This is a genomic window from Psychrobacter sp. AOP22-C1-C5 (assembly GCF_052378885.1).
GTDB lineage: Bacteria > Pseudomonadota > Gammaproteobacteria > Pseudomonadales > Moraxellaceae > Psychrobacter.
In genome coordinates, this window is record NZ_JBQSYC010000002.1 from 391104 (window position 1) to 411684 (window position 20581).

Genomic DNA, 20581 nt, shown 5'->3' on the forward strand with positions numbered 1-20581 from the left:
GCTCACTATAAGTTAAGGCAAAGAGGTTGTTGCTCTCTCACCAATATAATCTGTCAATTTTTTTGCCAAATCGGCTGGACTACCAACAAAATCGCAATAACCTGAATCGATAATAGCCTGAGGCTGGCTTGGACAAGCACTTAAGCTTGGGTCTTGTACCCATAATTGACTGTTATTGTCTTGAATGAGGTGCAAGTACTGCGAACCGTCGTTGCCCATACCTGAGAATATAATGTTAATAAGCTCACTGCCATAAACGTCACTGGTGTTTTTTAGGATTTGCCCAATAGCGGGCTTATATTCTCCGGCCCAGTCTTGTTCTAGTAATATCACGCGACCTGTCGAATCACAGACAATTTGCTTATCAATAGGAGCGATGAGACATTGACCTGCTTGTAGACGCTGTGACGAGGTAATAATTTGACAATGCCAGTCATTATGGCGGTTCAGTATGCGCGGCAATGTACCAATCATAGCTTTATTAAAATGGTGTGCTAGTAAGAGACAAACTGGCAGCGTGGGCGACAAGTTATCCAAAAACTCTTTAATCGCACTAGGTCCACCCATAGAGGCACCCAAAAATACCACATAATGCCAGTCTGCATCTCTGCCACCACTCCTTTGAACGGGAGCATCTACTAAGATTGGTAACGCTAGCATCTGTGCAAGTTTGCGCTTTAACTTGCGCTGCCATTTGGCATATTGCCGAGCTTCATTAAGATAAGGTGCTTGACTAAAACCTATCAGCACTGCCACGGATTTAGAAGCAGCCGTTGCAGCAACTAAGCTCTCATCATATTCACTATCTATTAGCCAGATGTCGATTGCGGACCCTACAAGCTTCTCGTTTTTTTGCAATTGCACTCGTGACATACAGCCGACTAGAGTAAAACCGCAGTTGCGCACCGTATCCGAAAAGGCCGTACGCTGGTGATGATCTTCTGCAATGACCATCACCTTAATTTCTTCTTTATGTTTATTCCTCAATGCCAAGATACGCGCATTATCCTTCATGAGTCAGGCTGACCTCTTTACCCAGTATGTTCTGGATTTTACTGAGCAGCTCTTGCTCTTGAAATGGTTTGCCCATGTAATCATTCACACCTATCTCTAGAGCACGCTCACGATGCTTTTCACCTGTACGCGATGTAATCATAATGATTGGAATATGCTTTAAACGCTTATTGTGTCTGACCTGCGTCGCAACCTCAAAACCGTCCATTCGCGGCATCTCAATATCCAGCAATATCATATCTGGTGTTGTGTCTTGCAATATCTCAATTGCATCGATACCGTCTTTGGCAACGGCCACGTTAAACCCTTGACGCTCTAAGAAACGCGATGTCACTTTACGTACGGTAACTGAGTCATCGACGACTAAAATAGTCGACTTAGACTCTATGCGACCTCGTTTAGCGTCAGCAGATTTCGATGAGTTTTTACCCAGCTGCACATTACGCATTAAGGCTATCAGATCTAAGATCAGCATGACTGAGCCATCGCCCATAATGGTCGCGGCCGAAATACCTGGTATATTAGATAATTGCTGACCCAAAGGTTTTACAACCACTTCAATACGAGACCCTGCAATTTGATCGACTTGCAAAGCAATGTTGTGTCCAGTACGGTTTTTAATCAGAATGAGCGGTAGACTGGTATTGGTGTTGACGACAAGCTCATTAAGCTTATTGCCTGACAAAATCTCATTTAAATAGCGCACGCGATAATCAATATCTTCAAAGTTCAATGTGGCTTCATTGGACTGATAGTAGTCATAAAGCTTTTCTGGATTGACACGAACCACACGCTCAATTTGCACTAACGGGATAGCATAATAACGATCCGCGGCTCGAACCACCAACGCATCAGACACCGCAACCGTCAAGGGTAAGCGCATCGTAAAGTGCGACCCCTTCCCAAGCTCTGATACAACCGACACGGCGCCGCCCAACTGACGAATCTCACTAATGACCACGTCCATGCCTACGCCGCGTCCAGAAATCTGTGTGACTTGTTTGCTGGTACTCAGTCCTGCATTAAAGATATATTGCATGATATCAAGGTCAGTGAGACTGGTGTCGTCTGCATCAATCAGACCTTGCGCGATGGCTTTGTTACGTACTGCTTCTACGTCGATCCCACGACCATCATCTATCAACTGAATGACAATCTCACTGCCTTCGCGATGAACTTCAAGCGTGATATGCCCACTACGCTCCTTGCCTGCTCTTAGACGTGCCGAGGTATTCTCAATACCATGATCGACTGCATTGCGTAGCATGTGCTCAAGTGGCGAGGTAATGCGCTCTAGAATAGTCCTATCCATTTCATCATCTGCATTGATGATCGTTAATTCAACAGATTTGTTCAACTCGTTGGCAGTCTGACGTACGATACGCTCGAGGCGCGGGGTCAATCGCGTGAACGGTACCATACGCGAATTCATAAGCCCATCTTGCAACTCAGTTTGCGTACGTGATAGCTGTAACAGCAGGCTCTCACTATCACGGGTTTTTTCTAATAAGGTATGATTAATATCAACCAAATCCGATGCCGACTCTGTCAAGGATTTTGAAAGCTGATTTAAAGATGAGTATTGGTCCATCTCTAGCGGATCAAAATCTTCATTATTAATCAGCTCATCGTCTATCTGCGATAAAATCTGCGCTTCAAGCTCAATCTCCATTCGGCGTAACTGATCGGCCAGTCGCTGTACGGTCGTACCCATATCTTCAATACTGTTGGTCAAGCTACTGATACCCATATCAATACGGGCACGGTTAATAGCAGATTCGCCAGACAAGTTAATCATATGCTCGATCAACCCCCCTGAAATACGAATCATCTCATTATTCGTCGCGCTCTGATCATCTTCAGTCGTATTGCTGAGCATAGAGGGCATTTCACTGATATCTTTTGCCAGATACTGTGAGTCTTGCTTTTCTTTAGCAATAAGGATGGCTTCACGCTGTGCTTGCAAAGACTCTATGGGTATGTGCTTTAAGCCATCAGGATTTTTGCTGAACTGTTGTAATGCTTCAATCAATAAAGCGGGTGTTGGCGGATTGACATTCTGACTAAGAATAGAGACAGCATCAGCAAGCCAGTCATGACTAGCGACCAATAACTCTAATACTTTTTTGGTAGCAGGACGATGACCCTCTGCCAAATCCGTGTAAACAGCTTCCATCTCATGTGCCAAATCAGCGATACCATTAGCAGACACCATACGTGCCCCGCCTCTGATGGTATGCAAATCACGCTGGAGTGCTTGTAGTACGGTGGTATTGCTTGTGTCTTTTAAGAATACATGCAAATACTTATTACGATTAGTAAGCTCTTCTGCTTCTTCTAAAAATACGGCCAATATATCAGGATCAGGCAAGCCATTCGCCCATGATTGTTTAATCATTTTGTCTAGGCTTAAAGTGTCTGATCCCTCATCTGTCTCATGAGTGATGTCAGTAGTAGTGCTTTGAGTCTCTGATTCAAAATGATTTTTTGGTGCAGGAATGATGAGCTCTACCGTTTCTGGCAATGTTTTTGCTTTTTCCAACGCTTGTAGCTGCTCAATCAACTCTGAGGCGAAGAATGATTTTTTGTGACTCACGATATGCATGACTTGCAATGACATCGTATCTTGCACCCTTTGCATAATCTCTAACCACTGCGCAGTTGGTACTCGTCTGTTTTCGACAAAAGCCTCATAGATGCTTTCGGCTTCGTGCGTCAAATCGCCAATACTACGGATACCTGCCATCCGCGCCCCACCTTTGATGGTGTGCAGATGTCGCTGCAATACTTTTAACGCGTTGATATTACTGATATCAGCACGCCATTTATTAAAACTCTCATCTAACGCCGTATCTAGTTCCTGAGCTTCTTCTAAAAATATTTCTAGTAGTTCAACATCTGTATCGATAGATTCAAGCTGCAGTTCAGGCGCTGAAACAGTTCGCACGACAAAGGCTTCTTCTTCATCGTGGTTATCGTCCGCTTGGTAAATACTTTGCAAATCTTCAAGCACTTGTTTGTCGATTTTGAGGGAGGTGCTACCAGCCAATGCATCAAACAATCCGACCAGCTGAGCGTGACCAGCATGTAGTATGATTTGCGTGTCTGTATCTTTTGCCCTATCAAGATTACTGTGTAGATAGGTATAAGCCTTACCAAGCTCGGTAAGAATGGCCGTGAATTTTGGAAACACCTGTGCTTTATTAAATAAATGTTGTATTTGCGATATTTGCTGCTCTATGTAGCGCTGAACCTGTTCTGTCTCAGAGTGATTGAGCGCGTCATCTAATTCCCACTCAGCATCTAATAGCTCATCAATATTATTGTCTAATAATTGCTCTATTGTTGGTTTTTCATCAGATGCAACTTTGGTCTCATTTACGGCATATTGTTCATCAAGCATGGCTTGTAGCGATGCTATGTCTTGCTGGCTTTGCGCCTCTTCCAAAGACGTGTTCTGCAATTGAAAGTTTTGTTTATAGCTGTTCAAATAACCATCCATCAACGTAGCAGACTTGGCCAATGCATCTAGATGCTGAGCACTCATGGCGGTGTCTTGCTGCTGCAATAACTCCAAGCTATGTTCGATGGTTGCGCTAACCTCACTGATAGCTACCAATGCACTAGAGCCGGAAGCCCCTCTCAACGTATGAAAGGCTCGTACGATCTCATCCGTAACTTCGACATACGGCTGGTCTTGATGCTCATCAACAAATTGCTCAATATCGTGTAACAACCCTTCCGCTTCGTCAATAAAAATCTCAAAAAACGCTTTCTCTTGTTCGCTTTGTGGCACTAGGACGATCGGCGCTTCTGCTATCATTTCATTGACAGACATGATGGTTTGTAGCGTAATATCCATCTCTTCGCTACTGTCGTCTTGAATAAGGTGAATGTCTTCTAAATCAGATGACAATGCTGAACCTTGGATTGTCTCATGCCCAGACTCTTTTGATGCTTGCTTAGGCTGCTGAACCACTAGTGTCGAATAACTAAATGCATTACCCTGCTGTTTACTATAGGCATTGGCGCATGCGATCCATAGTGGCACCATAGCTGGGTAGTCTTGCTCATCCTTTTCAAACACATTTAACATCATAGGATATGTGGCTAATACATCTGCAATGAGCTGACACATGTCTTCTGTGACAACAATGCTTCGATCCAAAATACGATTGAGCATGTTCTCTATGGCCCATGCCAGCTCCGCCGTATAGTGAGCGCCGACCATGCGACCTGACCCTTTTAGAGTATGAAATCCTCGGCGGATATCTACCAGCCTGCTTAAATCGGTGGGCGCTAGCTGCCAGTATTCATATAAGGGGACGATTTCGGCCAATACTTCATTGGCTTCTTCTAAAAATATCTCTTTAATTTCAGCATCGGCGTCATTAGCATCCGCTGGCAGCTGCTCGGCTTCTTGCATAAAAGGCACAAGTGCTGCGGGAATATTTAGAGTCGATAATGATGCTGGCATATTTCTCTCATCATTATCATCGATACTGCCACTACCATCACTAGACTGGTCAGCCATATCAATAGCTTCTGATATTTCAGTGGAGTCAGTCCAGTCGCTATGTTCCATTGCTGGATTTAATACCTCTAATTCTAAATGGCTGTCTAAATCAAAATTGCCACTACCACTTTGTACTTCAGTATCAGTCAGTTCAGCCAAAGGCAAGGTCAGTCCAGTATTGATAGGCTGACGTGTCATCAAATTATGACTCTGCAAAATGATAACAGCAGAATCCATACTTGGTAATCGCTGTGCCTCAAAATCTGTGACCAATATTGGTAGGCGTTTTGCAGTCTCCATCACTAGATTGACCGCATCGTCTGTGACAGGCAATGTCTTATCTAAGAGTCGGTTCAGTAGGTTTTCGATTGACCAGGCCATCTCACTGATGCTAAAGGCGCCAACCATACGACCCGAGCCTTTTAACGTATGGAAACTTCTACGTACTTCTGTCAAAGGCGTCAAATCTTGTGAGTCTTGCTGCCAAATAGGCAAAAAGTCGTTTAGATCTTCGATGACTTCCGTCACCTCTTCAATAAAGATGTCACGAATGTCTTCATCCATCTCAAAATTATCAGGTTTGATTTGCTCACGAACTTGCGTTAACGCCTGACTTTCTGCTTGTTCATTAGTATCAGTAGTGTGTTGCGCTATACCATCTTTATCATTTGCATCGCTCAATGCTTGTTTAGGTAGATGACTGACAGGAGCAATCTCGCCACTATCATCATAACGGAGTACGTCTGTCGCGACAGGTTTTTGAGTATGGAAAGTGTCGTTGATTGTCTCTGGTGCCTCAATATAGATAGCAAGAAGCTGTGCAGCTTTAGCCGTATACTCATTTGCCCTCGTTAATAACTGCTGATCAAACACTTGCTGTGCAAGATAATCTAGTAATAACTCAATCGAGGTCAATCCCTCAGCCAATGCTTGCGTCACATCCCAGCTGAGCACCTCAATCTGATGAGTGACCAACTGCGTAAATATACTGGCGAGATCCTCTATGGTTTGGCAAATTACTGGTAAACCCATCTCAGCAAAAGCGGTGCCAATATTGGTAAATTCAGCAGCATCCGGCAACAGATGGATGTCTTGACGTTGTATGTACTCGTTGAAGCTTTGCTTTACTTCTTCTACTGCAATGCGCAACTCGCGTAAATCTTCATCAGCCACTGAGCGATGATGAGTCTTTGACTGTGCATCAAACGTTTCAGATGCTGAAACAAAAGAGGCGGCGTTTCCGATCTTAAGAGATATGGTCTGCTCGGTATTGTAAATAGCACTATATAGCGTTTGAAGCTTGCGCTCGATTTGCCACTGCGCTTGTACAAATCCTGCTTCTGAGGCTAAAGCTTGCTCTATGTCTGTCAGAATTGAATCAACTTGCGACACGTAATAGGTCCAGCCGCGTCCTTCAAGTTGGCTTCGTATCTTCTGTAAAGGCGCTAAAAGCGTGTCTGGCTTATCAAGATTAAAAATAAGGGTTTCAAGCTCATTTAGTACTCGCGGCAAAAAACGTGGCTCTGTCGACGTACTCTGAGACAAATGACTCAATAGTGACTGAGTATGTTCACTGCTTTGTGCAAGACCGCTTAACTCAATATAAACCTTTATTATTAAGTTTTTGATAACGCCTGCTGACAGCTCAGACGCCTTAGCACAAGACTCTATTATTTGCTCAAGCTGACTCAATAGTGAAGCATAATGCTCAGGCAGGGGTGTATCGTTATGAGCAAGATCTGTTAGCCACAATTCGGTTAAATACCAAAGGCGTTGCAAGTCAGCATCTTGAGTGGTCTGCCACAAGTATTGGCTAACTCTTTCTAAAACAGTCAACAAAGAGGCTTGATTGGTATTGGCAACCAGTAGTGCTTGTACTTGCTGTCGCCAAACCAGTAATAATTGCTGGTAGTGATGATCGGTTAGATAAGGAGCGGCTCTACCTGCTGGCAATACTACTTCAATTGTATCGAAAATGCTGCCATCATGATCATCACTATGTACATATTCATACTGACTGCCACTGAAACTTGCCAATGAGTTTGTCGTGATACCCAATTTTGATAACGCTTGAGTGAGCTCATCAACAGCTTTGTGAATCAAAGCGGTATGCTGACTACCCGTACGTGCATATTGATTCAGCTCACGCTGTAACAATCCATGAGCAAACTGGCCAATACGGCGGTGCTGAGTAGAAAAGTCATCACGACTGCTTGATGTTGCAAGTAGACTTAGATTGCTGGCGAGACTGGCAAGCAAAGGCAGGCAGATCATGGTAAGAGCGCCCCCAACTTGATGGTAGTACTGTACTTTTTGCTCGAAATTAGTGCTATTAGCCCCTAATTGCCAGCCATCAGATATCTGTGATAATTGCTGATTGAACAGTGGTAATAGCCACTCAAGCGTCACTATGTCATTGGGCTGGTTTTTCATAGGTTAATCCTAACTCGTCTAGGCACTAATTTAGGCATTGATTTTTTGCCACACATTTACCTGTGGGTGCGCAATACGGCGCATATTTGAAGGACGCCAAAACAACGCCTCACCTGGAGCCAATATAATATAACCACCTAGCGCGCACTGCTCTGATAACCGAGCCAAAATATCGCGCTGATCGAACTTGCGAAAATATAGCAGCATATTTTGGCAAATGATCACATGCTGAAGATGTAAGGTAGGTGGTTTTTGTTCAATCACATTATGTAAAGCAAACTCTACATACTGTCGCAAGGTTGGCGCAACTTGCCAATGTGCTTGAGTGCCCGTTTTGACAGTAGAAGAATCATAAAAATTCAGCTTATCAATTGCGCTCGTCGCTTGCAATGGCTGAATGAACTGCTGGCAAGGTTGTGGAATAAGATACTGCTGCCGCTTATCATACTGTCCAAGTTCTGCCGTTGAAATGGCTTGTTGACTGACATCAGTACCTAGTATCTTATAGTTTGTCAATTGCTCCGATGCCAAGCTCATCGCCAATGACCAAACCTCCTGCCCACTGGCACAACCCACGCTCCAGATTCTAAATAATGCGTTAGCATCTACATCAGCATCAATAAGCTGGCTTTGCCGATGCTGCACAGCATATTGCATGACAAAATCTATAGAGGGCAGGTGACGAAAGAAACGACTTTCATGGATCAGCACTTTATCTAATAATTGCTGACGTATCTCATTATTGTTTGGTAGTTGATACCATAATTGTTCAGCAGTCAGTCCATGCGATGATGCCGTATGGTCAATTGCATTTATCAACCACTGTAATTGAACGTCTGGTAAAACAAAACCAATCTCTTGTTCTATATACCGTTGCCACTGCTGCGCTTCAACATGGTCTTTCTGCATCAAATCCCTCGCCGATACGGGTGTGGGTGCTTTAATGGAATGGCTGTCTGGTTGAGTAAAATTATTCACGTCACCTGCTATGATTATGACTGTATGTCAGCTTACCTGTACAGTCTTTTGATGGACACACTGATATAAAAAATCATAGATTCTTTTGCCATTACTCAGAATCAACACTTATTATCAAACGCTTTCTGACAATATGGCTCTTGTGTTCAGCATATCGTTATCTAGCAACTCATCATCATTCGACACTTTAAAACCGGTCACCGACTCTTGAAGTGCGGCCGCCATTTCACTCAACTCACCAATAGATCGCGCTGTTGCCATCGTACCAGATGAGGTTTGTGAGGTAATGTCTTGAATGATATTCATCGTGTGAGAGATGTGTCCTGCAGATTCAGCCTGTTGCAATGCCGCATTTGAGATGTTTTGAATCAAGTCGGCCAAAGTGTTAGAAACACTCTGTACTTCTTCTAGTGCTTCACCTGCATCTTTTGCCAAACGCGCACCACGTACAACTTCAGAGGTCGTCGACTCCATCGACATAACCGCTTCGTTTGTATCTGCCTGAATGGTTTTTACCAAGGTTTCAATCTGTTTGGTAGCGTTAGCAGAGCGCTCAGCGAGACGCTGAACCTCGTCAGCAACAACCGCAAAGCCACGTCCCGCTTCTCCAGCCATCGATGCCTGAATAGCCGCATTCAATGCCAAGACGTTAGTTTGGTCAGCGATGTCGTTAATCAAACCAACAATATCACCAATTTCTTGCGAAGACTCCCCAAGGCGTTTGATACGTTTTGACGTTTCTTGAATCTGATCTCGAATTACATTCATACCCTCGATAGAGCGCTGTACAACTGCGGCTCCATTGTGAGAGATGGCAACCGAACGCTGAGCAACTGTCGCAGATTCTGAGGCGTTGTTTGAAACCTGATCGATTGAGACAGTCATCTCATTAATAGCCGCTGACACCCCCGCAATTTCTTGAGCTTGATGCTCAGATGCTTCAGCAAGTTCAACCGCATTCATCTGCGTTTGCTCTGAGGACTGTGAAACGCGGTCAGCTGTGTTGTTGATAACCAGTACCAACTGACGCAATTGGTCAATGGCGAAGTTAACTGAGTCAGCAATTGCACCAGTGAAATCTTCTGATACTGTTGCATTTACTGTCAAATCACCTTCCGCCAAGTCTCCCAATTCATCAAGCAAACGCAAAATAGCTATCTGGTTACGTTCGTTTTCTTCTTGAATTTGACGAGCGCGCTCAGATTCAGCTTCCGCTTCTTGACGACGACGTAGGGTTTCTTTTTCAATCAGCAATCGTTCTGATCCACCACGCTGCTTAAGCAACTGGTATAGAGCAAACAGAATACCCGCTATCCCTATGACAAATACAACCGCCGGTAAAGTAACGGACTGATTGAAATCCGCTAAGTGCTGACTCACTGACGACAACGAGTTGACCAGCCAAATCAGACAAGCCACACTTACTAGAACAAAAAACCCTAGTAATAATTTCCATGTACTATTAGTATCTTTGCCATCTGCTGTTGTATTGGTCGTACCAGCCATAGGTTTCTTTATAACATCACTCATCGTACGTATTCCTTCCAGACAATCGTCAAAGTCTTATCGTGACTGACTTTGACAATCTTACTGTTGTAAAACCAGCAGTGATTAACAAAGTCTATATGAATGCTGACATCCAAGCGTATCATGTCATTCGCTATTAGTTCGTCGTCGTTCTCATAGCCAAATACGCTATTATCGACAGCTATATTGCAGCATCATTGTACTGCGGATCTTGCGCAAGCAAGCTTGGCATGAAAACATACCAATCTTGGTCATTTTTAAAAAACTTACCGTGATTATAAGGAGCAAAAGGTGAACTGGGTTCAAGGGCTTCGGCGCGGTATTGGTCTTGTGTAAACTGCTCAATACCAATAACTTGATCTACCAGCAATCCTGAGAAAAAATTACCATGATCAATGACAATGACTTTGCGCTGGCTCATTTGTGTTGATCGGCTCGGAACTTGCAAAAACCGAGACAAATCTGTGATTGGTAATAGGCGTCCACGAATATTGGCAATACCTAGCATCCAAGGCTTCACTAGAGGCAAGCTTGTATACTCTGGCATGGCCAATACTTCTGATACTTGACCCATTGGCGCAACCAAGCGTTGTCCACCAATCTCAAATACCACACCTTGCCAATCATACTCTTGACCACCGCGACGACCACTTTTGCGCGCACGTGCCAAATCTGCTAAACGCAGAAGCTCGATAAATCCTCTGGAAGCCACAAGCTACCCCATTACTTTATGAATAATACTAACCAAACCCTGTTCATCAACTGGTTTGGCCATATATTCTTTAGCACCTTGGCGCTTACCCCAAACTCTATCAGTTTCTTGGTTTTTGGTACTGATCATAATCACAGGAATGTGCGCGGTGGTTTTGCCACGAGTTATCTTTCGAGTGGCCTGAAAACCGTTCATTTCAGGCATGACCACATCCATCAAGATGACATCTGGTAGATGATCCACTGCCATCTGACAGCCCTGCTCGCCATTTGTTGCTTCTAATACATTAAAATTGTGTCGGGCCAGCATGTCGCGAAATTTTGCCATTTCAGATGGCGAGTCATCAATGACTAAAACAGTAGTCATGGGAGTTTCCTTTATTTTCGAAAATATCTTTTAGGATATAGTGATAGATTTATTGAGACAAACCGCGCGAAAATAACGCACCAAAAATAAAATGGCAGAATGACTTTCTTCACAGTTGCGATTAAATATTGAGCAGTTACTATTAACGATAACCACTACCAAATACCTCAGCCTTATAACCTTGTCTGTATGAACACGCCTCCCTCATGCCAACCTATAAGCATCCATTCAGCGATAGACAGTCAAGTTAGCGGTATTGGTTGATTGCTTCAAACAGCTCATCTTTACTAAATGGCTTGGTTAAATATTCGTCAGAACCCACAATGCGGCCTCTGGCTTTGTCAAATAAGCCATCTTTAGATGACAGCATGATGACTGGCTTGTTGGCATAATCTGGATTGTTTTTTATAAGTGCACACGTCTGATAACCATCCAAGCGCGGCATCATGATATCGACAAAAATAATGTCTGGGTTGTTGTCAACGATTTTTGCCAAAGCATCAAAACCGTCAATCGCGGTCACTACTTCACAACCCGCTTTTTGTAACAAAGTTTCTGCGGTACGGCGAATGGTTTTTGAGTCATCAATTACCATTACTTTTAAGCCATCAAAATTATTTTCCATTATCTTGTCCTATAAACGACGGTTTATTCGTAATGCTATCTATCAATACAAAATTTTAACCTGTCATATCACTGATTGTTGAATTGATACGAACGGATAAGTTTGCATTGCCATGAGTTATAACAGCGAACTTGTCCTCTGTCAGTATCGGCCTGTCAATCGAGGCGTCAACATAGGTTACTATACGCACTTTCTTAATAATAAGCTTACTAAATCGAACCCAATTTCTAGCTTTTTAAACGAATTATGCCGTTTTTCACGCAGTCAAATTTAATTTAAAACTTATTTAAGTTGTCCCAGACCTGACCCCTGTGATTACTTTTAAAAATAGCCAGCTTAAATCAGAAAAGTGACATCTTTATGATATTTTTGCATTATATAGAAACGAAAAACACATTGCTGGATAATTTTACTTTGTAATAAAAATGTATCGTCATATTTCTTTATGCCTGTTTTAGCACAGTTATTCATCTTTTGCCATACTTTAAAGAGTCGATACTTGTACTGACCAGTAATATGAAAATAATTGTTTGCTAACCATTGCTATTGTTTTGACTGCATTACTACGATGCAATCGAAGGCTCACCAGTAATATCAATGTTTAGCAGTCGTTCCCCCTCATTGCAATTCACTATATAATAGAGCGAAGACGACTATGGTGATTGCTATGACAGCTTCTCAACTTTTAAAAAATAGCACTTATTTATTAAGTGCTCTCTTACTTGCTGCCTGTCAGCCATCTCCTTCTACTGATGAACCTGCGCCAGTCGATAACAACGCAGCAGCAGAGACGCCTCTTGTCATTACCGACGACAGTGTTACCATGACGTCAGATCACATATTGAGCATCAAACCTTCTCGCTATCAGCCAAGCATTGGGCTACAAGGCAATCTTGAGCCTGTTAAGCAGAGTGATTTCATCGCAGCTTATCCAGTAAATGTTGTAGAGGTGCTGGTCACTGAGGGTCAGTTGGTAGAAAAAGGCATGCCATTGCTCATTGTTCGACGTATGCATACAGACAACAGTACTGCTTTAGCATCAGAAGAAGCTTCACAGGAACGTGAGCTGGCAAGCGATGTAAATGGAACAGAGCAAGCAGATAAGCAAGTAAGAGATGCCAGTCCTAGCTCTAAATCTACGAAACCCGTAACTGCTGGTAGTACGGCAATCACAGAGAGTGGTTCAGCCGATGATAAAGACGTGTCATCACCATCTATCAATGCCGATAATGATAATTTGACGGACGATACAGTCGACAAGGACATAAATAAAGAACCGCAATATAATTTGGTCACAGTGCGCGCAAGTTTTAAAGGGCGCATAGAAAATTTGAGAGCAAAAACAGGACAAAAATTAGCAGCGCGTACGCCCTTATTACAACTTAGTGATGAAACGCAACTGTATTTCGTTGCCACCTTACCGATTCAAGCAGAACCTCAGCTTTCGATCGGGCAGACCGTGAACTTTACTGCTGAAGGGGTATCGGACAATTTTACCGGACAAGTCAGTAAACTCACCGCTACCAGTCAACCAAAAAAACTTCTAGTCTATGTTGATGTCATTGAAAACAAGACAAGTCGTGACAACTTAATGCCAAACATGCAAGTAACAGGGCGAGTAAACTATGGTCAAATAGATGTGGGGACCATCGTGCCCAAGCGCGCGCTTCATGATGTTGACTTGACAGAACTACAAACGCACCCTTATAAGCCACTCAGACCCTTGACTGCCAATGTTTGGATTATCGGGCAAGATCAGCGTCTGATGCAGCGGCCTATTGAGGTAGTTGAGTATGACCCGCTGACAAAGCAGTATTTAATTGCGGGAATTAGTAATGACAGTCTGATTTGCTTAGCCGACTTACCAGTTGATTCTAAAGGCAAAAAAGTTATCGTTTCATAACGGTAAACGCCCCCAGTTACATTGTGTAGAAATATTAACAAAGCCTCTCTTGTTTTGTAACTGCTTAATTAGGCAATATGACGGTACTATATATGTCATTAACCGAGTATTTGGACTGTTCACCTTTAATGGCTCGTTATTGGAGATAGCTGTTTACTACAAAAGCGTCAAACGTTATTAAAGTGAGATTTTGAGAGGTCTGTAAGGTTCAGATACCGGTACTGCTAAAATGACCAATGCGCTTATCACGACTTAACGCATCAGAACACATTAGACTTTTGGCAAACCATAACAACAACTAGAGGATAAACCATGAGTAAGCAAATTTTATTGATTGAAGATGATCCTGATTTGGCTGAGCTGATCAGTGATTACTTAACTATGAATTATTATGATGTTCATCATGCAGGGCTTGGTCAAGAAGGCCTTGATGTGCTAGATGCCAAAGAGCGTGATATTGACTTGGTTGTACTGGATTTGATGCTACCAGACATGGATGGCATGCAAGTCTGTCAAAAAATTCGCGGCAATAAAAATAACATGACCAATAAAGTACCAATTATCATGTTGACAGCCAAAGGCGATACGACAGATCGCGTCTTGGGTCTCGAGATGGGCGCAGATGATTATATTTCTAAACCCTTTGAGCCACGCGAGCTTTTAGCCCGTATTCGTGCTGTGATTCGCAGGCACGAGCAGCCCAATCAAGCGGACAGCCAGTCAGACAGCTTAACTTTTGGTCGCTTGAGCGTATTTCCTGACAGCCATGAAGTAACTATCGATGATGAGCCTGTTCGTTTGACAACGCATCAGTTTCAGTTATTGCACTACTTTGCCACCCATTCTGGTAAAGTGCTGAATCGTGAACAACTTTGGCAAGCAATGCCAAACGATGACAGCTCGGATAACATCGATCGCGCAATCGACGTGCATATTTCACGTCTGCGTGCTTTAATCGAAGACAACCCTCGTCAGCCGAAACGTATTATTACCGTACGCGGTGTGGGCTATCAGTTTGCTACTGATCAGGTCTGATGATAGAAAACGACTGGTGAATCGAGGAAACAGCCATACTTTAATGCAATCACGTCAATTAAACAGTATGAACCGATATAAGCGTCTGATAATAGAGATGGTTTAATGCAGCAGTTAGGATTTCGTTCCGTATTTGCCAAGCTATTTGCCAGCGTCATGCTGGCACTTATCTTATTTGCTGTCGCTATGGTGCTATTGACGCAGCTGGTACACGATAAAGATGCAAGTATCCGATCAGAAGTGCTTGCCACGCAAATTTTGGGACAAATAGACCCTTTTTTGCACGAGCTCAACATTTCTGTTAGTAACGACAGTCGTTTACAGTCACGTTTTATGCTGGCCGTAGTCAAAAAAAGCTTCGATATCTTTGACGAGTCACTACAGGCGAAGATGGGCTTATACGATAGCGAAGGTCGATTGCTAATGCAGACAGACAATAGCGATTTACCGCTTGAGCTGCCAGCACCTCCCTCATTGTTGTCTCGTGTTTTTCCTTCGTTTGCAGATACGCCTCCTACTAAGCAGGCTCAAGTATATAGCAGCACAGGCTATACGCTTTTGTACGAATCGCGTTTGCCGCCCAAAAAACCCGTGCTCTCTGCTGCACTAAACCTATTCACAGGTACACTCCTCTTGCTAATCATTATGGCGGGCGTACTGTGGGTGATTGCTCGCACCATTACTTGGCGCATCGATCAGATGAGCCAGCAGATGGCACAACTGGGTGATGGTGACTTTACGGTGCGAGTCAATGCACGCGGTAATGATGAAATTGCCTCTTTGGCTCGTGGATTTAATCAAGCCGCACAAAAAATCGAACATCTTATCGATGCCAATAATTTATTGTTGGCGCATGCTTCTCACGAGCTGCGCACCCCCATCACTCGTATTCGTTTACAAACTGAGATGATGGATATGTTAGCAGGCGCTCTGCCAGCTGATATCAAAGCAAAATTTGATAAACGCGCTCAGGCCATCAATCGCGACTTATCAGGACTTAACGATCTGGTTGAGAGTATCTTACTGGTCAGTCGATTGGATGCAGGTCATGCTCTGCAGCAAGTCGAAAGCTTAGATCTGTATGATCTTATAAATCAAGAACGTCAGCATTATCCTGAAGCCACTTTGATAGGTGAGCATAGTATGATTGATGGTCAGCCATCAATGTTGACGCACCTAATTCGTAACTTGTTGACCAACGCGATGCTACACGGCAAACCACCAGTGACGGTATTGTTGTACGGTGTTCAGACCATCGACGAAGCTGATACCATTCCTGACTATCTGTTGCAAACGGTACTTTGCAGCAGCTTCGTTGATTACAATAGTCCCGACTTTGACTCTTACGATGAGCCAATTGATGTCATCGAAGACGCTGGGCCAAACGATTCAACAAGTGCTACTGATAAAGTTAAATCTGAAATAACTGAGACAATCACTATATTGCCAGCGCCGCCTATCTATAGAAATGGTGAAAATATCACTGACAATGTTGATGCCAGTACCGACCGTACTGTAGATATCTCTATAGATGACAGTAATCTTGAAACTTTAGAAACCTCAATAGCATCTGGTACTCAAAATATTAAAAATGAATCGGATACAGTGCAGACCTTAGGTAATAAATCACCTAAAACCACCAGCACATCGTCATTGCTGGCTGGTTATTATAACTACACCAATGACTTAACTGAAAAAATCAAAAAAGTTATTTGGAGCGCTGTTCCTGATACTAAAGCATCTTCTGAGGCCGAGCTTACACAGAGTCCTGCTACTGATGATGCAACCACTGTATCTAAGGAAAGTACAGCAAGCGACAGTAGTACACGTAAAACTGACCGTACACAAAAAGCGACGAAAGCCGTTACCGATTCAGCAGTTGTAAAAAAAGATGCCAAAGACCCTGGTCAATCCGGTGGTGAAACCAGCACACCGCGTAAAGAAGGCTTATTTGCCAAGCATCTAAAAAAAACCAAAGCCGGGCCTGTAAGGCCACTGCCGAAGTATGCGGTATTGGCTGTGATTGATGAGGGTTCAGGTATTCCTGAAGACAAACGCGAAGAAGTATTTAGCCCGTTTGTGCGTTTGCAACAAAAAAATAAAGGCTCAGGTTTGGGTTTATCTTTAGTATCACAAATCGTCACTGCCCACCAAGGCCGTATTCTTACTGATACACTAAATGGTCACACAAGATTTTTGGTGATCATACCTGTTAAGCATGACCCGCATTACCATCAGAACAATTAATCAATCTTAAAATCAAACGAGCGTTTTTTAGACCCTTTTCTTGCAATTCATATTCTTCAAAATCCTTCTTACTAATAGCTATTAGTCATAAGCCAGTCACGGTTGTGCATATCCAAAGCGCTCGATAATATGCTATATTAGCGCCCCTAATTATAGGGTTATTGACGATTGTGCTTTAGTTGGCTTCTTGCAGTGTCAAGTAGGCCTGACAATACGTTCATGACTATTAAAAAAATTATTGAATTTTGAGCCCTCCATGAATGACATGATTGTCTTAAACGATGTGACCAAAAGTTTTTTAAGCGACCGATCAATCAAGAACGAAGACGGCAAGCCGCATCGGTTTACTGCCGTTGAGCCGACGTCTCTTACTGTGCAACAAGGCGAGATTTTTGGTTTAATGGGTTATTCAGGTGCAGGCAAATCTACCCTATTACGTTTGATTAATATGCTTGAGCGTCCTGATGCTGGTCAGGTCATCATCGATGGCACTGACTTAACCACATTATCTGCCAGTCAGTTACGAATTGCTCGGCACAATATTGGCATGATTTTTCAGCAATTTAATCTCATGTCTAATCGCACAGTTTTTGACAATGTGGCTTTTAACTTAACAGTGGCAGGCTACCCTAGTCGTGACATTCATAAGCGAGTCATGGAGTGTCTTGAGATTGTCGATTTGACAGACCGTGCTGGCCATTATCCTGCGCAGTTGTCAGGTGGACAAAAGCAGCGTGTTGGTATTGCTCGGGCGATTGCCCCAAATCCAAAAGTCTTGTTGGCTGATGAGCCGACCAGTGCGCTTGATCCTTCAACGACTCGCAGCTTGTTGACTTGCCTACGTGATATCAATGAAAAACTTGGCGTTACTATCGTCATTGTGACTCATGAAATGAGTGTTATTCGTAGACTTTGTGATCGCGCAGCCTTATTGCATCAAGGAAAACTGTTGGAAGTTGCAGAGGTAAAAGACGGTCTGATTCAGGCAAATACCCTGATTGGCAAAGGCTTAGTACATGAAGACTAAGAGGTAGGAGAAATAGATATGTTAACTGGTACTGAATTATCCGCCTCGATAGATAAGCTATTTGCCCTGCGCAAAGAGATTATCAACGCTTTTATTGATACGTTCATCATGCTTGGCATTTCCACAACGGTTGCCATTATTATCGGCGGCCTGTTTGGCGTATTTTTGTTTTTGTCCAGTGACCGCCAGTTTTTGCAAAATAAAACTTTATATGGTGTGCTTGGTGGCATCACCAACTTTATGCGTGCATTCCCGTTCGTCATTTTGATGATTGCCATGAGTCCTTTTACCAAAGCCATTGTCGGCACCGGTATTGGCCCTATTGCTGCTTCTTTAGTGTTGGCAATTGCAGGTTCATTTTATTTTGCACGTTTGGTCGAGCAAAACTTACGAGAAGTACCGCGCGGTATCATCGAAGCAACCGAATCGATGGGTGCACGTCCTTTTACGATTATCAAAGTTCTGCTCAATGAAGCGCGCTCTGGTCTGATATTGTCAGTGACGATTCTGTGTATCAGTTTGCTATCTTACTCAGCAGCTGCTGGTATGATTGGTGGCGGCGGTTTGGGCGATTTGGCCATTCGTTATGGCTACTACCGTTATCAAACTGAGGTCATGATTTTCATCGTTCTCGTACTATCGGTTATGGTCATCGGAATTCAAGCGTCTGGAAATTGGTTGGCCAACCGTATGGACAAGCGTTAAAAACGTTATTAAAAGTGAAACGATGAATAGCTACTAGCTACCTTATTATGAATAATATCCAAGGTTTAATGCCATTTCATCCTAAGCAAAAGGCTTGACTTTGTTACTGAGACCCTTTAATTTTGTTACTAAATTAACACGCGTTAACGTAGCAGCATTACTATCCCAATGTTGCTTTTTTTGATGTCAGATTTTGCTTTTTATTCTCTATCCCACTTAAGGAAGTTCCATGAAATTAACAGATATCAGCCGTCAGTTGGCGACTGCCTTTGCCGCTGTTGGTGTATCAGGCCTAGTTTTGGTTGGTTGCAACAATTCTTCAGCACCAGAAGCGACCAAAGAGCCAGTTACCGAAGGAGCCACTGCGGAAACTGCCGCTAGCGATATCGATCCTGAGCACACAAAAATTGTCATTGGTACGACTGAAGGTGACTTTGCTGATATGGTACGTAACCAAGTTAAGAGCTCACTTGAAGCTCAAGGCTATGAAGTCGAGTTGGTTGCTTTTACTGACTACGTTCGTCCTAACCTTGCCTTGGCAGAAGGTGACTTAGACATCAATATTTTCCAGCACAAGCCTTATCTTGATAACTTTAAAAAAGAGAACAACCTTGATTTGGTCGAAGCGTTTCAAGTTCCGACAGCGCCTCTTGGCATCTACTCGGGTAAGAAGACCAGTCTAGATCAAGCTTACAAAGGCATGAGTGTCTCTGCACCAAATGATCCAAGTAACTTTGCTCGTGCACTTGTGATGATGAATGACCTTGGTTGGATTACGCTAAAAGACAATATCGACCCATTGACAGCGTCGAAAACTGATATCGCTGATAACAGTAAATATGATATCGAAATTGTTGAATTGGAAGCCGCCCAACTACCACGTGCACGTGAAGAAGTTGACTTTGCGATCATTAATGGCAATTATGCAACAGACTCTGGTATCGACTTGTCAAGCGCTCTATTCCAAGAGCCAAGCTTTGCCTATGTTAACTGGTCAGCCATCAAATCTGCTGACGTGGGCAAAAAGTGGGTTGAGGACGTGACCAACGCTTATAACTCAGAAGCTTTCAAAAAGTACGCGCATGAAACCTTCCCAGGTTATAAGTATCCAAAAATTTGGGGTACTGACCATACCGCTCATACAGCGACTCCTGCAACGGCAGCCCCTGTAGAAGCAGCTGCTCAATAAAATATTGAATCAAAAAAGCTCTAAAATATAAGCTTCATAATGATCATAGACGCCCATTGCTCAATTGCTTTGGGCGTTTTTTTATGGTCTCGATTTCGTAATTATTACATCTTAAAGACTGCACACTACCTAACTGCTTACTAAAAATGACGTTACAGCCTGTTTGTCCTTTGTAGGAAACCGTCACCCGCCCTTTCACTTTGCCTGAGTTTTTCCTATAGTGGACGGGCTAAGCGAGTAGATGAGCCAAACAGTGGCTTAATCAACTTGAGCCGAATCAAATGCGATGGTAGCGGATTGTATG

Annotated in this window: 12 protein-coding genes and 1 pseudogene; 6 read left to right on the forward strand and 7 right to left on the reverse strand. The window is 43.3% G+C overall.

The genetic code is table 11. The features are described from left to right. Positions 1–12: 12 nt before the first annotated feature. From ACT3TH_RS04235 to pilG, 7 genes and pseudogenes are all read right to left on the reverse strand, one after another. Positions 13–1014, reverse strand: coding sequence for a chemotaxis protein CheB (locus ACT3TH_RS04235; protein ID WP_444754606.1), 1002 nt, complete (start codon positions 1012–1014; stop codon positions 13–15). Beyond that, a complete protein-coding gene (locus tag ACT3TH_RS04240; RefSeq protein ID WP_444754607.1) occupies positions 1004–7963 on the reverse strand; it encodes an Hpt domain-containing protein in 6960 nt (2319 codons plus the stop codon). The genes ACT3TH_RS04235 and ACT3TH_RS04240 overlap by 11 nt, the downstream gene beginning before the upstream one ends. Before the next feature lie 30 nt (positions 7964–7993). Continuing rightward, positions 7994–8941, reverse strand: coding sequence for a CheR family methyltransferase (locus tag ACT3TH_RS04245; protein WP_444754608.1), 948 nt, complete (start codon positions 8939–8941; stop codon positions 7994–7996). A 114-nt stretch (positions 8942–9055) separates the two neighbouring features. Then, positions 9056–10129: pseudogene (locus tag ACT3TH_RS04250) on the reverse strand (methyl-accepting chemotaxis protein); the annotation flags it as partial. Positions 10130–10649: 520 nt separating this feature from the next. Then, complete coding sequence (locus ACT3TH_RS04255) at positions 10650–11180, reverse strand: chemotaxis protein CheW (RefSeq protein ID WP_444754609.1); 531 nt, start codon at positions 11178–11180, stop codon at positions 10650–10652. Between the two features lie 3 nt (positions 11181–11183). After that, positions 11184–11546: a response regulator gene (locus ACT3TH_RS04260; protein ID WP_444754610.1), complete on the reverse strand. Its 363-nt coding sequence runs from the start codon at positions 11544–11546 to the stop codon at positions 11184–11186. Between the two features lie 247 nt (positions 11547–11793). After that, entirely contained in the window at positions 11794–12171 is a 378-nt protein-coding gene (gene pilG, locus ACT3TH_RS04265; protein WP_021813722.1) for a twitching motility response regulator PilG, read from the reverse strand. Between the two features lie 667 nt (positions 12172–12838). Here pilG and ACT3TH_RS04270 point away from each other — a divergent pair. From ACT3TH_RS04270 to ACT3TH_RS04295, 6 genes are all read left to right on the forward strand, one after another. Beyond that, positions 12839–14074, forward strand: a complete 1236-nt coding sequence (locus ACT3TH_RS04270) for an efflux RND transporter periplasmic adaptor subunit (protein ID WP_444754611.1) — start codon at positions 12839–12841, stop codon at positions 14072–14074. A 312-nt stretch (positions 14075–14386) separates the two neighbouring features. Continuing rightward, positions 14387–15109: a response regulator transcription factor gene (locus ACT3TH_RS04275; RefSeq protein WP_444754612.1), complete on the forward strand. Its 723-nt coding sequence runs from the start codon at positions 14387–14389 to the stop codon at positions 15107–15109. Between the two features lie 105 nt (positions 15110–15214). Then, the gene (locus tag ACT3TH_RS04280) at positions 15215–17356 is read left to right on the forward strand and encodes an ATP-binding protein (RefSeq protein ID WP_444754613.1); all 2142 of its coding nucleotides are present in this window, start codon (positions 15215–15217) and stop codon (positions 17354–17356) included. 256 nt (positions 17357–17612) lie between these two features. Beyond that, a complete protein-coding gene (locus tag ACT3TH_RS04285; protein ID WP_444754614.1) occupies positions 17613–18383 on the forward strand; it encodes a methionine ABC transporter ATP-binding protein in 771 nt (256 codons plus the stop codon). An 18-nt stretch (positions 18384–18401) separates the two neighbouring features. After that, positions 18402–19088 (forward strand): methionine ABC transporter permease, encoded by a 687-nt coding sequence (locus ACT3TH_RS04290; RefSeq protein WP_444754615.1) that lies wholly within the window; start codon positions 18402–18404, stop codon positions 19086–19088. A 229-nt stretch (positions 19089–19317) separates the two neighbouring features. Next, a complete protein-coding gene (locus ACT3TH_RS04295) occupies positions 19318–20277 on the forward strand; it encodes a MetQ/NlpA family ABC transporter substrate-binding protein (RefSeq protein WP_444754616.1) in 960 nt (319 codons plus the stop codon). Positions 20278–20581 lie beyond the last annotated feature (304 nt).

Coding starts and splice junctions, on each gene's coding strand:
- ACT3TH_RS04235 (WP_444754606.1), bottom strand. CDS start 1,014: ATGAAGGATAATGCGCGTATCTTGGCATTGAGGAATAAACATAAAGAA.
- ACT3TH_RS04240 (WP_444754607.1), bottom strand. CDS start 7,963: ATGAAAAACCAGCCCAATGACATAGTGACGCTTGAGTGGCTATTACCA.
- ACT3TH_RS04260 (WP_444754610.1), bottom strand. CDS start 11,546: ATGACTACTGTTTTAGTCATTGATGACTCGCCATCTGAAATGGCAAAA.
- pilG (WP_021813722.1), bottom strand. CDS start 12,171: ATGGAAAATAATTTTGATGGCTTAAAAGTAATGGTAATTGATGACTCA.
- ACT3TH_RS04270 (WP_444754611.1), top strand. CDS start 12,839: ATGACAGCTTCTCAACTTTTAAAAAATAGCACTTATTTATTAAGTGCT.
- ACT3TH_RS04275 (WP_444754612.1), top strand. CDS start 14,387: ATGAGTAAGCAAATTTTATTGATTGAAGATGATCCTGATTTGGCTGAG.
- ACT3TH_RS04280 (WP_444754613.1), top strand. CDS start 15,215: ATGCAGCAGTTAGGATTTCGTTCCGTATTTGCCAAGCTATTTGCCAGC.
- ACT3TH_RS04285 (WP_444754614.1), top strand. CDS start 17,613: ATGAATGACATGATTGTCTTAAACGATGTGACCAAAAGTTTTTTAAGC.
- ACT3TH_RS04290 (WP_444754615.1), top strand. CDS start 18,402: ATGTTAACTGGTACTGAATTATCCGCCTCGATAGATAAGCTATTTGCC.
- ACT3TH_RS04295 (WP_444754616.1), top strand. CDS start 19,318: ATGAAATTAACAGATATCAGCCGTCAGTTGGCGACTGCCTTTGCCGCT.